Source organism: Paenibacillus sp. FSL L8-0470, assembly GCF_038008625.1.
In the GTDB taxonomy this organism is placed as follows: Bacteria; Bacillota; Bacilli; order Paenibacillales; family Paenibacillaceae; genus Paenibacillus_AQ.
On record NZ_JBBOZM010000001.1, the window covers coordinates 3883386 to 3897492 of the forward strand.

Sequence of the window (14107 nt, forward strand, 5' to 3'; positions counted from 1 at the left end):
ATGCTGGAGCTTATCAAAAAAATGATCGGGGATAAAAAAGAGTATAAGCAGCAAATGGCAAGGGTAGAAGCGCTTCCTGAAGACTATCGGTTCGTATTTGAAAAAATCCATGGATACATGTGGAGTTTCGCAGTAGGAGACGGCTCTGATATGTTGAAAATTCAGCACGAATTGATCGAGTTGTTTGAAGCGAGTGCGGCGGACGGCAAACACGTTCTCGACGTGACGGGCGAAGATGTTGTCGGGTTTTGCGACGAGCTTCTGCGCGGCACGAAAATGTGGACCGATAACTTTCGCAATAAATTAAACCGCGACATGATGAACAAACTCGGAAGGGGGGACGATTCTAAATGAAAGACATCGCAATTCAAGTAAAGGATTTAAAAAAATCCTACAAGACCACGGAAGTCCTAAAGGGAGTGAATTTCGAGGCGCGGCGCGGCGAAATCTTTGCCCTGCTCGGCTCCAACGGCGCGGGCAAAACGACGATTGTTAAAATTCTCACCACGCTGCTTAAACAGGACGGAGGCACTGCCTTCGTAAACGGCTTTGACATCGCGTCAAAGCCCGACCATGTACGTCAGTCGATTAGCTTGACAGGACAGTTTGCTGCCGTGGACGAGATATTGACCGGGCGGGAAAACCTGATCATGATTGCCAGGCTCCGACACCTGACAAATCCGATTCAGATCGCGGAGGATTTACTGAACCGCTTCGGCCTGAACGAAGCCGCCAAGCGCAAGGTGTCTACTTATTCGGGCGGTATGCGCCGCAGGCTCGACATTGCCATGAGCCTTGTGGGAAAACCGCAGCTTATTTTTCTCGACGAGCCGACCACCGGGCTTGACCCCGAAGGACGCAACGAGGTTTGGAAGACAGTCAAAGAGCTTGCGGATAATGGCACGACGGTATTCCTGACCACACAGTATTTGGAAGAAGCTGAGCAGCTTGCAGATCAAATTGCCATTCTGCATGAGGGCAGGATTATTGCGAGCGGCACCCTCGCGGAGCTGAAAAAGCTGTTTCCGCCCGAAAAAGTGGTGTATGTTGAAAAACAACCCACATTGGAGGAAATATTCCTCGCAATCATCGGCAAAAAGGAGGAAAAGTAAATGGAAACGATTAAGAAACACTTTTTCAGCGATATGAGCGTTATGCTTGGACGTTCCATGCGCCATATTTTCCGCAGCATGGATACCATCATCACGGTCACCATCACTCCGATCGCAATGCTGCTGCTGTTCGTTTATGTGTTCGGCGGCGCGATTCAAACCGGCACGGATAACTATGTAAATTACCTGTTGCCCGGCATCCTGCTGATTGCGATTGCAAGCGGTATTGCCTATACGGCTTACCGTCTGTTTATGGATATGCAAAGCGGCATCTTCGAACGGTTCCACTCCATGCCGATTGCACGTTCGGCCGCGCTGTGGGGGCATGTGCTGACCTCATTGGTGTCCAATGCGATTTCGGTTGCCGTCATCATTCTTGTAGCGCTCATTATGGGTTTCCGCTCGCCGGCGGGAGTATTGTCATGGCTTGCCGTGGCCGGTATACTTGCGCTGTTTACGCTGGCCTTGACATGGATCGCGGCGATTGCCGGACTGTCCGCAAAATCGGTGGACGGCGCAGGCGCCTTTTCCTACCCGCTTATCTTCCTTCCATTTATTAGTTCGGCGTTTGTGCCTACCGAATCAATGCCGTCGGCTGTCCGCGTTTTTGCCGAGAACCAGCCAGTGACTTCAATAGTGGAAGCCATCCGCGCACTCCTGTCGGGGCAACCTGTCGGGAATGACATTTGGGTTGCACTCGCGTGGTGCTTAGGGATATTGATCGTCGCATATCTATTTGCAATGCGAACATACAAACGGAAAGCGGCTTAAACAATGTAAAGGAACTGAATATGTCAGTTATCAAAGAGCCAGACGCTAAGACGCAGAGCCGATAACCGTGAGTGAAATCACAGTTGCCGGCTCTTTATTTATGATAACTCCCTAAGCTACATGATTGACGGCAAAGGAGAATGCGACAGTCCCCTAATTAGATCAACATATCCTTCAGAAAAAATTGCTGTAGCCCTCCCACATTTTAAGTTATTACAAAATTCATTTAAGGGAGTACATTTTCTTGGGATGAGAGAAATGAAAGCGGTTTTAGACAGTCAACGAAATCATGTCGTAATAAAAAAGAGAAATACTTTTTGGTTCAGAATAAAAAGAGATGCCATCCTGTATGCCCTTTTGCTGCTGCCTCTGTCGTACATTGCCATTTTTAAATATGCTCCCATCTATGGCTTGATTATGGCATTCCAGGATTACAACATTTTTGCAGGAATCGGAGGGAGCGAATGGGTAGGACTGGATGTGTTCCGGTTTATTTTTCAGCAGGACAGCTTCTATCGCGCACAGAAGAACACGCTTGTTCTGAATGTTCTGGATTTGATCGCGGGATTTCCGGCGTTCCTGACCATTTGCGCAGCGTATCCGTTAACGAAGAAGCGGCTATGGGGGGAAGAAACTTTATTTTATCAGCATTGGTCTTCACTATGTATTTCAGCGGCGGTTTGATTCCCTCCTATATTTTACACATACCGAAATACTATCCGTCCGCAGAAGATGTTCTTTTCACCGGGGCCGTCAATTATGGTCCTACCCGGCAGGTGCAGGGGAAAAAGTAACAGCAGACAAAAGCAGAAACCACAACCCGCACAAGCAATTTTGTAGGCTGTGGTTTTTTAGCTTCGGTTCATTGTTATAATAGAAGGCGAAGTGATACCCAACGGACGAAATAGTGGGAGAGTACGATAGAAAATCACCAGAGCGAGCAAATGGCTCTCAATTTCGTCTGATTAAATGAAGAAACAAGGGGGGAGAGTTTGAGAAAATCTCTGTTTTTGATAATTCCGCTCTGGCTGGCAAGTACTTTTTTTGCAATTTGGCCAATTCATGCGGATTGGGCATACAATTTTGTTGTAAACGACGGGAAATCCTATATCATTTCTGACAATCAAGTGGAAAAGGAACAAATCGGTTCAATAATAGGCAAAGTTACATCATTTTCAGACAAGGAAGGCACATACTCAGGTAATTTTTCGAATTACTATCCGAAGGGCACTGAATATTATAATATCAAAGATTTGGACAAAAATGAGGCAATTGCGATTAAGATAAATGATGGGTCATTCATTAAAGCTAATTATGAGGGTGAATATGCCGGTTCCAGATTTGATTGGGAAAAAGTTTTATGGTATTCCGCCGGCTTAATCTTGCTAGTCCTTGTCATTGTCATTGTCATTGTCTTTGTGAAAAATAATTGGAAACGAATCTAATAATAAAATGAAGGATCGTTAAGACGTTAGTTAAATAAAACAGCGACAGTCTAGGATTTTATTTTCTCGTCCTTTATTGTCGCTGTTTCGGCTTCTGGTGTCAGTCTAATTATTCATTGGTGGCATCGTTAGGATTCATTTCAAAAATGGCTCAGCCATCCGGATCATTTCTTCTTTACTAAAATACTGTCCGCTCATCTCGTCCATTTGATAGTGGACAGATTCTCCGGACAGGTGATGGGAATATGAAATCCATTCACCACACATAGAGCTCACTGAGCTTAATAAAAGTGGCAGCTTCCGGCAGGCTGCAGCAGCTTGAACAAGCGGCGGCTTTGTAGTCTGGGGCTATAGTATAAGTCTGTAAGTACATTGATTCCGCTTGCGTGATCAGATTAAAGCTGCCATCTTCACGCTGCTGTACCGTAAATGAATCAAGCGGCCGGGACAGCCCGGTACCAATCGCCTTGATATAGCTTTCCTTTAAGGTCCACAAGTCATAAAAAAAATCCTGCCGCTCTCCGGCAGACTTGCCTTGCAGCGCCTCTCGCTCCTCCACAGAAAAAAACCGCTCTGCTATTTGAATATCTATAGGCCGTATCTGCTCAATATCTACTCCGAGAGAACCCTCATTCATTCCCCAGATCATCAACACCCAATCTCCTGAATGAGACACATTATACTCAAAATCAGGCAGCCCAGACACCCCCGGTTTGCCGAATGGATTCTCCTCGAATTGAATTTTGCCATTCCGTTGACCGAGCTGGCTGCAGAGGATGTACCGCACCAGTATCTCGCCAAATAAAGAACGATAGGCATCTTCCTTATGGAAAAACCGGGCGAGACGTGCGCGCCGGACTTCCGATACCTGTGCTGTAAAATAAGCATAGCTCTCCAGACTTAGCTGCTCCGGGAGCTTAAAAGCAAGAATTTTGGACATAAACAACACCTGTCTTAGGAGATTTTAATTTGTTTTCGTTATTGTGAATGTTGCGAAATATGAAGTCCGTTCTCTAAACAGGACAGCTATACGATTCTAGCATATTATTTTGAACTCACTCCATATCTAAATTGGTACTAATAGCTCTTTCCGGAATTTGCACATTATCAAACTACTGGCATATTACGACATAATAGGACGTCGAATGCTGCAGATACATACACAATTCTGTTATTTTACTTTAATTTAAAATAATTATTTTTATTGTTATATAGTCCTAAAGAATGGTATTTATTTAAATATTTTCATAGTATAGTTGGTATTATCAAGACGTCGTCAAAATTAGTTTTAATACTACAATGATATTGAATAAAAGCAATATTACGGGAGTGATATCATGTCATTGGAGAATGAATGTGAAGATAATAAGGCGGATATTGCCATTATTGGCCTCTCCATCCGTCTGCCTGGCATTGATACCGTTTCCCAGTTCTGGGAAGCAATCCTGGGTGGAGAAGAGGTGGTTGCAAACACTTCCTCGCAGGATAAAGCAGAAGTTGCTTCTGCGGAGGGAAGGCAAAACTTTATTCGCACAAACACCAACATTCGGAACATTGAGAACTTTGATGCTGCTTTCTTTAATTTCAACATAAGAGAGGCGTCCTTGATGGACCCACAGCATCGTCTGCTTCTGGAGATGGCTTGGGAAGCGCTGGAGGCGGCGGGATATGATCCGGGAACCTATGAAGGTCTTATAGGGATGTATGCGGGCGTGTACGCGAACTATTATCAAATGTTCAACCTTATGCCGCTTCTAAATGGCAACCGAGCAGCCTCCGAACTCCAAATGCAGATCGCAAGTGAGAAAGACCATGCGGCGACGATGGCCGCTTACAAGCTAGGCCTTACCGGGCCAGTGCTGAATGTTCAGTCTGCCTGTTCCAGCTCGCTGGTTGCTGTACATTTAGCTTGTGAGAGTCTGCTCACTTACTCCAGTGACATGATGGTATGTGGAGGTGCAACACTCGGCATTCCCCAAGCCAACGGCTATTACTATCAGGACAACGGGTTGTTGTCCGCTGATGGGCATCTCCGGGCGTTCGATAAGCAGGCTACCGGCACATTGTACAGCGACGGGGCAGGTTGCGTCGTACTGAAACGATATAGTGATGCCCTTGAGGATGGCGACACCATTCATGCCGTTATTAAAGGTTCAGCCGTCAATAATGACGGAGCCCTCAAAGCCGGATATGCAGCCCCCGCAGTCAAAGGTCAGATTCAGGTTATTGAACGCGCACAGATGAACGCCGGCGTAAGCGCCGCGGACATCTGTTACATAGAAGCACATGGTACCGGCACTCCTCTAGGAGATGCGATTGAGCTTGAGGCACTACATGAAGTATTTGCCAGACATACTGAAAAAAACGCTTTTTGTGCTTTGGGTTCGGTTAAATCTAACGTCGGTCATACGGGGCCATCCGCAGGTATTGTTGGGTTAATCAAGACAGTCATGGCCCTGCGAGAGAGGATACTGCCACCCGCTATTCACGCAGATACACCACATGACAGGTTAATGACGGGCCAGAGCCCGTTTTATCTGAATCCTGTTCCGCTGGAGTGGAGCAGCCCCAATCAGCGGCGTCTTGCTGGGGTCAGCTCCTTTGGGCTTGGAGGTACCAATGCACATGTTATCCTGCAAGAAGCGCCGGTGTTGCCGAAGGAACCTTCCTTGCGGCGTAGCAAATTGTTCGTCCTCTCCGCCAAAAGTTCAGAGGCGCTCAAGAGGCAAAAGCAATCCTTGCAGCAATTTCTAAGCTCTGCTTCAGAAGAACTGTTAGCGGATGCAGCCTATACACTGCAAACCGGACGGAAGCTGTTTGAGCACCGGGCAATTTGGCTATACGGCTGCGGAGGTGAGACGGAATGGATGGAACGGGAGACTGGGAAGAAAGATAACCCCGATCTTGCGGGCATGCCCTTGTTCCACTTCCCGGATCTATCCAATTTCGAGGCTCCTGAGCTTGGGGGTTGGATTGCTGAGGAAATGGTATTCTACAACAACTTCGTGCAGGGTAAGAAACTGGCAGAGGAATGGTCCGGCAAGGGAGATTCGGCATTGCAGGAACAAGCCACATACGCATTAACCGTGCAGATCTCCTTATTCAAACTCTGGGAGAGCTGGGGAATCCATCCCTCGGGCTGCCAGGGTACGGGCAGTGGCTTATTTGCCGCCGCTTATGCCTGTGGCCTCCTGACTTATGCGGATGCTTTGTATCTTGGCTGCTCCTTTACGGCCGCACTCGCAACTTCGGGGGAGGCGCAGGGTACTTTTGTCCGAAGCTACCGGCAACGTGTCTCCAGTCTGAAAACGGGGCCGATGAAGGTTCCACTCGCAGCACCGCCGGGGAGGGGCCCGATGACTCATACGGAGTGGAGCAACAGCGATTTTTGGACAGCGTATCTGACGGATGCCCTGGAAGACGGAACCTCATTACAGACCAGCAGTAAGAACGAAAAAGATCGGCTAGTGCTTGATATGAATCTCGGTGAACCTTCGGAAAGTCATGGAACCACCGAATGGAAGAGCGTTTACCTTCTTCTCGGCAAAGTCTGGATGGAAGGCTGCCCCGTCAATTGGAAGGCTTATTATCAAGGGGAACGCCGCCGCCGCATTGAATTGCCTGCCTATCCATTTGAAAGAACACGCTGCTGGGTGGATCGGGATGATTCTGCACTTGATACTACCGGACCGCTTCAGCCCATTTCGGAACCCGTCAACTTGCGGCCAGAGCAGTTGGATGGATACATCGCACCAAGAACAGAGGTTGAACGGGACTTGGTTGCAGCTTGGGAGCTGTATCTGGGGGTGTCCCCGATCGGAATCAACGACAATTATTATGAACTGGGAGGCAACTCGCTGCTGGCAGCTTCCTTGCATGCACATATATGTGAACAGTTTTGCGTGACGCTTAGACTTGAAGTTTTTTTGGAGCAGCAGACGATAGCCCGATTAGCCGAATCCATTGAATCCTGGAGATTGAATTCTATATCTGTGAAAGGCGGACACTGATAATGGATCTTGTGAATAAGGCATTGCATCGTTTAAGCCATCCCCAAAAGAGAATTTGGTATACAGAATGCCTTCATCCCCAGACAGCCGTACATCATATTGGTGGCTGTGTCCGTATTCACGGAACGCTCGACTTCCCCCGTTTGGAAACTTCGATCCAGAATGTGATTCAGTCTCATGATGGCCTGCGCCTGCGTTTGCGGGCACAAGACGGTGAACCGCAACAATATGTAGCGGATACTACTTCGCAACAGCCGTTGCCCCGCTACGACTTCAGCTCATATGCCAATCCCCAGACGGCTTATGAGAGGTGGGTGAAGGCAGAGGCGGCAAAACGATTTGAACTTTTCGATTCTCCTTTATACCACATTGCTACCTTCAAGGTGGGGGAGCAGGATAATGGTTTTCTCCTGAAAGCCCATCATATCATCTGCGACGGCTGGTCAATGGACCTGCTGACCAGACAAATTCTCGGACATTATGAATCGCTGGGCAGGGAAGACATTTCTGACTGTGCCGTGTCTGAACCCTCCTATTTGACTTATCTTGATCTCGAAAGTCAATACCTGAGCTCTCAGCGCTGTCAGAGCAACAAACAATTTTGGGAGAACAAATTTGATGTTCTTCCCGAACCGCTGTTTGACAAAACTGCCACTGCTCCAGCCGGCAGGCGCTATACCCGCCTGCTCGACAAGCAGGCCACAGAGCAGATTATCCGTATTCTGCCAGAGCTTAATGTGTCATTGCCCCTATTTTTATCTGCCGCATTCGGGTTGGTACTAGGCAAGTATTACCAGAGAGACGATCTAATCCTGTCCATACCTGTATCCAACCGCTCTGCTCACACCAAGGCAACGGTTGGCATGTTCACTGGCAATCTGCCGCTGTCGCTGCATCTTAAGGACGGCCTGTCTATACGGACATTTTTACAGCGGGTACGCCGTGAATATTCACGTAATCTCGCCAATCACAAGTATCCGTTCGATCTCCTTGCAAAGCATCTTCAGTTGCGAAAAAAAGGGCATGGCAGCTTATACCAGGCCGCTGTGAATTATTATAATACCCATCTGCTGACAACCGTGGACAGCATGAGGATTAGCAATGAGGAGTTCTACTCCGGCGAGCAGGCTTATCCTGTACAGTTGATGATCAAGGACTGGTCCGAGGATGGCACGTTATTGTTCACTTTGGACTACCAGACACAGATCATTGGCAAGGAAGAGGCAGAAACGCTGGTGGAATGTCTCCTGCATGTGTTGAACCAGATGGTGCATACTCCAGACCTCCCATTGAAGGAACTAACACTGTCTACCGAAAGGCAATGGGAACAAACTTTGATTCATTACAACCAGCATTCTATCCATAACTATCCACTTGAAAAGACGGTTATGGATCTATACGCAGATCAGGTTCGGCTCCATCCGAATCGGATTGCCGTTAGCTGTGCTGATGAGAAGCAGACCTTCGCAGAATTGGCGCAGCGGGTCAATTGCCTTGCGGCAGCCCTGACTGCAGAATTTCCGCAAGTGTCAGGCGTTATAGGCGTACGGATGCATCATTCTCCCGAACTGGTCATTACAATCCTGGCGATTCTTCAGTGCGGCGCGGCTTTTCTGCCGCTTGACCCCGGAGTTCCGGCCGCCAGAGCGGAGTATATGCTCCGAGACTCGGAAGCAATCTGCCTGTTGACTGATCTGCCAGAGGAACCGGCTTCCGGCTGGCCTATTCCAACGCGCAATCCCCGGCATCTGCTCCGGCATAGCCCGTTGCCTGCGGGGGAACAGCAGAGGCCGAGTCCTGAAAAAACGGCTTACATCCTATATACCTCGGGATCTACAGGAGCACCCAAAGGGGTGAAAGTTCTTCATTCTAACCTGGCCAACTATATCACTTGGGCAGCGGCAGAATACTTGACCTCTGAACACGAGGTGTTCGCCTTTTATTCCTCAATCGCCTTTGATCTGACGCTGACATCCTTGTTCGTACCACTGGTCAGCGGCACTCAGTTGAGGATATACCCTTCCAGCGGCGAGGACTATACCTTGAGCCGGATTCTGAGCGAGAACAGAGCTACAATAATCAAGCTTACCCCTTCCCATCTTGCGCTTATGGGGGAAGAACGGAGGCCGAATGCTGCCTTGCGGACACTGATTGTGGGCGGGGAGAGTCTCAAGACCGGCCTTGCGGCAGCCGTTCAGCAAGCCTACGGGCCTAATCTGGCTATTTATAACGAATACGGGCCAACGGAAGCAACCGTAGGCTGTATGATTTACCGTTATGATCCCATAAAAGACAAGGGAGCGGCGGTTCCAATAGGAGTACCTGCTGCAAATGCGAAGCTATATATATTGGATAGGAATTTGCGGCCGCTGCCTCCAGGCGCGAGGGGAGAGCTCTACATTTCCGGCCCCGGTGTTGCGGCTGGCTACGTCCATCAACCCGAGCTGACGGCGGAACGATTCTTGCCGGATTCAGTGAACAAGGGCAACCGGATGTATCGTACGGGGGATCTGGTCCGGTGGGGTGAAGGCGGAGTGATGGAATATATCGGCCGCTGCGATACCCAGCTTAAGGTTAGAGGCTACCGAATCGAGACGGAAGAGATTGAACATCACCTGCTGGAGATGGAGGGTATCCGTAATGCAGTTGTCTTGACGGAGGGTGAAGGTCCCGGCATGGAGCTGGTCGCCTGTATTGTCGGAGGCTCGCTTACAGCGTTGGATATCCGCAGCCGTCTGGCAGGCATCCTGCCTGGATACATGGTTCCGGGACGCATCATTTTTAGGACAGAGATTCCGCTTACTGCTAATGGGAAGACCCATCGGAGGCAGCTTGCACAAGATTTAAATGCCGCCCCTGCAGAGGTCCAGGAGTACGAAGGGGGGACTCAAACTGAACGGCTTTTATCCGCACTACGGACCGTTCTGGAGCGTAGGGAAATCAGCCTGGAGGACCGTTTTTTTAATCTGGGCGGGGATTCCATCAAAGCGATTCAGATTTCAAGCCTGCTCAAAAACCAAGGACTTCAACTCAGCGCGGCAGACATTCTGGATCATCCTCTCATAAGCGAAATGTTGCTGCATCTCACGGAAGATAAGGCGGTTCAGCCGCAGGGTCCGCCGGAGGGAATCATCCCGTTGACACCGATCCTGTCGTGGTTTTTCTCCCGGGAGCTTAAGAATAAAGACTACTATCTGCAATCGATGCTGCTGGAGATCAGAGAAGATGTTGCCATGCATACCCTTGAAGAGAGTATAAGGCAGTTGATTCGGATGCATGACTCCTTGCGCTTGCATTATGACTCTGTAAAGCAGCAGTTATCCTATAACAACGACCTTTCTGTGCGTGAGTTTAAGTTAAATGTACTTGATTTGACCGAATTTGATTCTAAACAACGAGAGCAAGAGTTCCTGTCGTATACCACCGTACTGAAGGCAGGCATACGCCTTACTGAGCAGGATCAGTTCCCTTTCCGCGCCTGTCTGATTATGGAGCCGGGACGTGCTAATCGTCTGATGCTGGCGGCTCACCATGTCTGTATAGACGGTGTCTCATGGCGGATTATTATGGAGGACTTGGGACGATTGCTTCGGGGAGAACACCAGTGGCTGCCCAAAACATCATCGTACAAGCGCTGGGCGCTGGCGCTGAGCGAACGCGCTGAACCGCTGGTCCAGCGGGAGCGGGAGTATTGGAACGGAAATTACAACCTCCCAGATGATCATTGGCTTTGTTTAGGGCAACCGGGTAGTGGACGTACGACGCTTCGTACGCTGACGTTCGGCCCTACTGAAACGGGGCTATTGCTTGAACAGTGTCGGCAGATTAACGGGCTACAGCCCCAGGAGCTGCTGCAGACTGCGCTTGCCCTGGCACTTCATGATAACTGGGGCTGGCAGACGCAGGTCATTTGGCTGGAAGGACATGGCCGGGAGCCCTTGTTCCCTGAAATTGATCTCTCGCGTACCACTGGCTGGTTCACCAGTCTGTATCCGGTCAGAATTACGGTTGAGGCAGGTACAGGTGTAATCGAGAGGAGGGATAACATCCTCCAACAGTTCAGGGCGGTGCCCCGCAAAGGTCTGGGATATGGCATTTGGGCTTATGGATTAGGGCAGATTACACCGGCTGTTCCCCGGATTTTGTTCAATTATCTTGGGGAATTTCAGGAGGATTACGGAAATGGGCTGTTGCGTGTTCTGAATGAGCCAACAGGACCGGATATGGCTGAAGACAATGCAACACCATTCGTACTGGAGATCAACGCTTATATTCTGAAGCGCAGACTGTATCTGGAGTTACGTTATCCCTCCAGTATGCCGGACAAGGTCATAGAGCAGTGGATGGAGCGGTATGAAGCCTTCTTTGTGGAACTTCTCACTCAACCGCCGGTTCAGAGGGAGCCAAACTGGACACCGGCCGATTTTGATGCGGTAGATATGACGCAGGAGGAATTGGATTCGTTATTCAAGTAACAGGGGGGATGGCATGAACCGCTTGCTAATCAAAATGCTCTGTGCCTGTATTCTGCTTGGCATAGCTGCGCTGCCGCCAGCTTCGGCAAATACTGCTGGCAGCGGGATTTCGGCTGAGTCCGTCGACGAATATGTGCTTAAGCTGATGGATCAGATGGATCTTCCCGGTGTCTCTGTAGCTGTGCTTCGCGGTGACAAGACTTATGTTAAGGGGTATGGCAAAGCTGACACCAGCCGGAATATACCGGTAACCCCGGACACCTTGTTCGAACTTGGCTCCAACAGTAAAGCCTTTACCGGCGTCGGTCTGCTGCTGCTTGTCGAAAGAGGGCTTGTAGACCTGGAAGCGCCAGTAACCCGCTATCTGCCATGGTTAGCACTGCAAGCAAAGGGGGAGTCTGCCGAACCAACGGTTGGGCATTTCCTCCACCAGACCAGTGGGCTGGGCAGTGATTCCGTTGCGCTGATTGATCCGTCCACCGAAGATACCGCACTCAAAGATACGGTGCTCGGACTAAGCGAGAATCCGCTCTGGTATAAACCGGGGACTCAATTTCTGTACTCCACCGGTAATTATGATGTGCTTGGCGCGATTATTGAAGCTGTGAGCGGGTTGTCCTATGAATCCTATATGTCCGCTGAAGTTTTGCAGCCTTTGGGTTTAGAGCAAACATCCGCAGGAAGAGCGATCTTGCAAGGTGGCACGAAAATCTCCCAAGGCTACAAGCCTGGACTTATCGGCAACAGAGAGTATCAAGCCCCCGTCTACCGCGGGAATACACCCGCAGGCTACATTTTGTCAAGCGCTAAGGATATGGCCCGCTGGTTGAATCTACAGATGAACCCGGCAGCAGCACCTTCAGAGCTTAGGAGGGCCATTGCCCGTGCGCAGATTCCCGATGTAACGGTCAAGGCAACAGAAACTCCTCCGTACACGACACCTTTTAGCTATGGAGGTGGCTGGCTTGTGTTTAACAAAGGAGATCATACCCTCTTTTCACATGGGGGCAATAATCCCAATTACTCTTCTTACGTCTTGTTTGATCCAGTACAACAAATCGGAGTTGCTGTCCTGGGGAATCGGAACACGACGGCGACTTACGCCATCTGCGAGGGACTGTATGCCTTGCAGCAAGATCTGAAACCTGCCGCTGCACCAATGGATACTATGGACACGGCGAATCTCGCAGGACGGATCATCATCCTCATTTGTGCGGCTCTTTGTCTCTGGATGATCTACGTATGGGTCAAGGATCTGCGCTTGATCCGCAATGGCAGACGGATGCGCAGGGGACCTTCTTTCGCCCTATACGCCAAGACATCCGGTTTGGTTATCCTAGCCGCTCTTATTATGGGCGTGGCCTGGTATATGCCCAAAATGCTTTTTTGGGGCTATCCTTGGAGATTTATTGTCGTTTGGGCACCGTTTACGATAGTCCCGGCTATGATTTTGATCGCAATTACAGGAACGATGTTCTCGGCCTTAAGACTGTTAAAAATGTGGTTCCCGCTACACCCAGCGGTGCAAACGGACCGCCGGACACACCCGCAAGTGATTCAAGAGGAGGCTTCCTTATGACTATCAAGCTTTTTACAATTCCGTATTCCGGTAGCTCAGCAGCCATTTACCTGAAATGGAGGACTCTGCTGCCGGAAAATATCGAAGTGGTACCCCTTGAATTTCCAGGCAGAGGCAAACGGTTCGGGTCCAAGCTATGCGACAGTATGGAGGAATTGATTGACGATCTTGTACAGCATATTGGCAGCCAGCTTCAGGGGAGTCCATATGCGCTGTACGGACACAGCCTGGGAGGACTGGCGGCTTATGAACTGAGTGTGCGGCTTCTGGAGAGCGGACAGGCACTTCCGGTACATGTCTTCCTCTCTGGCTGTAATCCCCCGCACCTGCGTTATGGAGAGGAGCAACTGCATAAACTGCCCGACGAGCTATTCCTTCAAGAAATTCTCAAGCTGGGCGGTACTGCTCAGGAACTGGTTAATCATTCGGAGCTAGTGAGAGTTTTTTTGCCGATCATCAAAGCGGACTATAGAATCTACGAGTTGTATGCCGGTAACGGCCGGTGCGTGAAGCTTCCGGTGGATTGTACAGTCATGCTCGGCACCGATGATCCCTTGATGCCTGCGGAGAACGGGATAGAGTGGGAGCAGTATATCAGCGGGAGCATGGTGATCAAAAATCTGCCCGGCGGCCACTTTTTTATTCATGACCGGCAGGATGATGTGATCGCCGCCATTCAGGATGCACTTGCCGTTCATAAGTGAGGAGGCCCAAG

The 14107-nt window shown here is 49.6% G+C and carries 10 protein-coding genes; 9 read left to right on the top strand and 1 reads right to left on the bottom strand.

Translation table 11 applies throughout. The features are described 5' to 3' along the window. The 5 genes from NST99_RS17505 to NST99_RS17525 all read left to right on the top strand — a co-directional run bounded on the left by NST99_RS17505 (window position 1) and on the right by NST99_RS17525 (window position 3328). Window positions 1-354 carry a DUF1048 domain-containing protein gene (locus tag NST99_RS17505; RefSeq protein ID WP_341093362.1) on the top strand — a complete coding sequence of 118 codons (354 nt, stop codon included), beginning with the start codon at window positions 1-3 and terminating at the stop codon, window positions 352-354. Continuing rightward, on the top strand, window positions 351-1112 hold the full coding sequence (locus NST99_RS17510; protein WP_341093363.1) for an ABC transporter ATP-binding protein: 762 nt from the start codon (window positions 351-353) through the stop codon (window positions 1110-1112). The genes NST99_RS17505 and NST99_RS17510 overlap by 4 nt, the downstream gene beginning before the upstream one ends. Next, window positions 1113-1883, top strand: a complete 771-nt coding sequence (locus NST99_RS17515; RefSeq protein WP_341093364.1) for an ABC transporter permease — start codon at window positions 1113-1115, stop codon at window positions 1881-1883. A gap of 120 nt (window positions 1884-2003) precedes the next feature. Next, a complete protein-coding gene (locus tag NST99_RS17520) occupies window positions 2004-2567 on the top strand; it encodes a hypothetical protein (RefSeq protein ID WP_445744973.1) in 564 nt (187 codons plus the stop codon). Window positions 2568-2875: 308 nt separating this feature from the next. Further along, window positions 2876-3328 carry a hypothetical protein gene (locus tag NST99_RS17525; protein ID WP_341093365.1) on the top strand — a complete coding sequence of 151 codons (453 nt, stop codon included), beginning with the start codon at window positions 2876-2878 and terminating at the stop codon, window positions 3326-3328. Window positions 3329-3584: 256 nt separating this feature from the next. Here NST99_RS17525 and NST99_RS17530 read toward each other — a convergent pair whose 3' ends face one another. Next, on the bottom strand, window positions 3585-4268 hold the full coding sequence (locus tag NST99_RS17530) for a 4'-phosphopantetheinyl transferase family protein (RefSeq protein WP_341093366.1): 684 nt from the start codon (window positions 4266-4268) through the stop codon (window positions 3585-3587). A 397-nt stretch (window positions 4269-4665) separates the two neighbouring features. Between NST99_RS17530 and NST99_RS17535 the strand changes: the two genes are divergently transcribed. Genes NST99_RS17535 through NST99_RS17550 form a run of 4 tightly spaced genes read left to right on the top strand, consistent with a single transcriptional unit; the run spans window position 4666 to window position 14096 of the window. Beyond that, entirely contained in the window at window positions 4666-7338 is a 2673-nt protein-coding gene (locus NST99_RS17535; RefSeq protein ID WP_341093367.1) for a type I polyketide synthase, read from the top strand. A 2-nt stretch (window positions 7339-7340) separates the two neighbouring features. Further along, window positions 7341-11813, top strand: coding sequence for an amino acid adenylation domain-containing protein (locus NST99_RS17540; RefSeq protein WP_341093368.1), 4473 nt, complete (start codon window positions 7341-7343; stop codon window positions 11811-11813). A 13-nt stretch (window positions 11814-11826) separates the two neighbouring features. Further along, the gene (locus NST99_RS17545; RefSeq protein ID WP_341093369.1) at window positions 11827-13392 is read left to right on the top strand and encodes a serine hydrolase domain-containing protein; all 1566 of its coding nucleotides are present in this window, start codon (window positions 11827-11829) and stop codon (window positions 13390-13392) included. Continuing rightward, a complete protein-coding gene (locus tag NST99_RS17550) occupies window positions 13389-14096 on the top strand; it encodes a thioesterase II family protein (RefSeq protein WP_341093371.1) in 708 nt (235 codons plus the stop codon). Before NST99_RS17545 ends, NST99_RS17550 begins: the two co-directional genes overlap by 4 nt. Window positions 14097-14107: the final 11 nt, after the last annotated feature.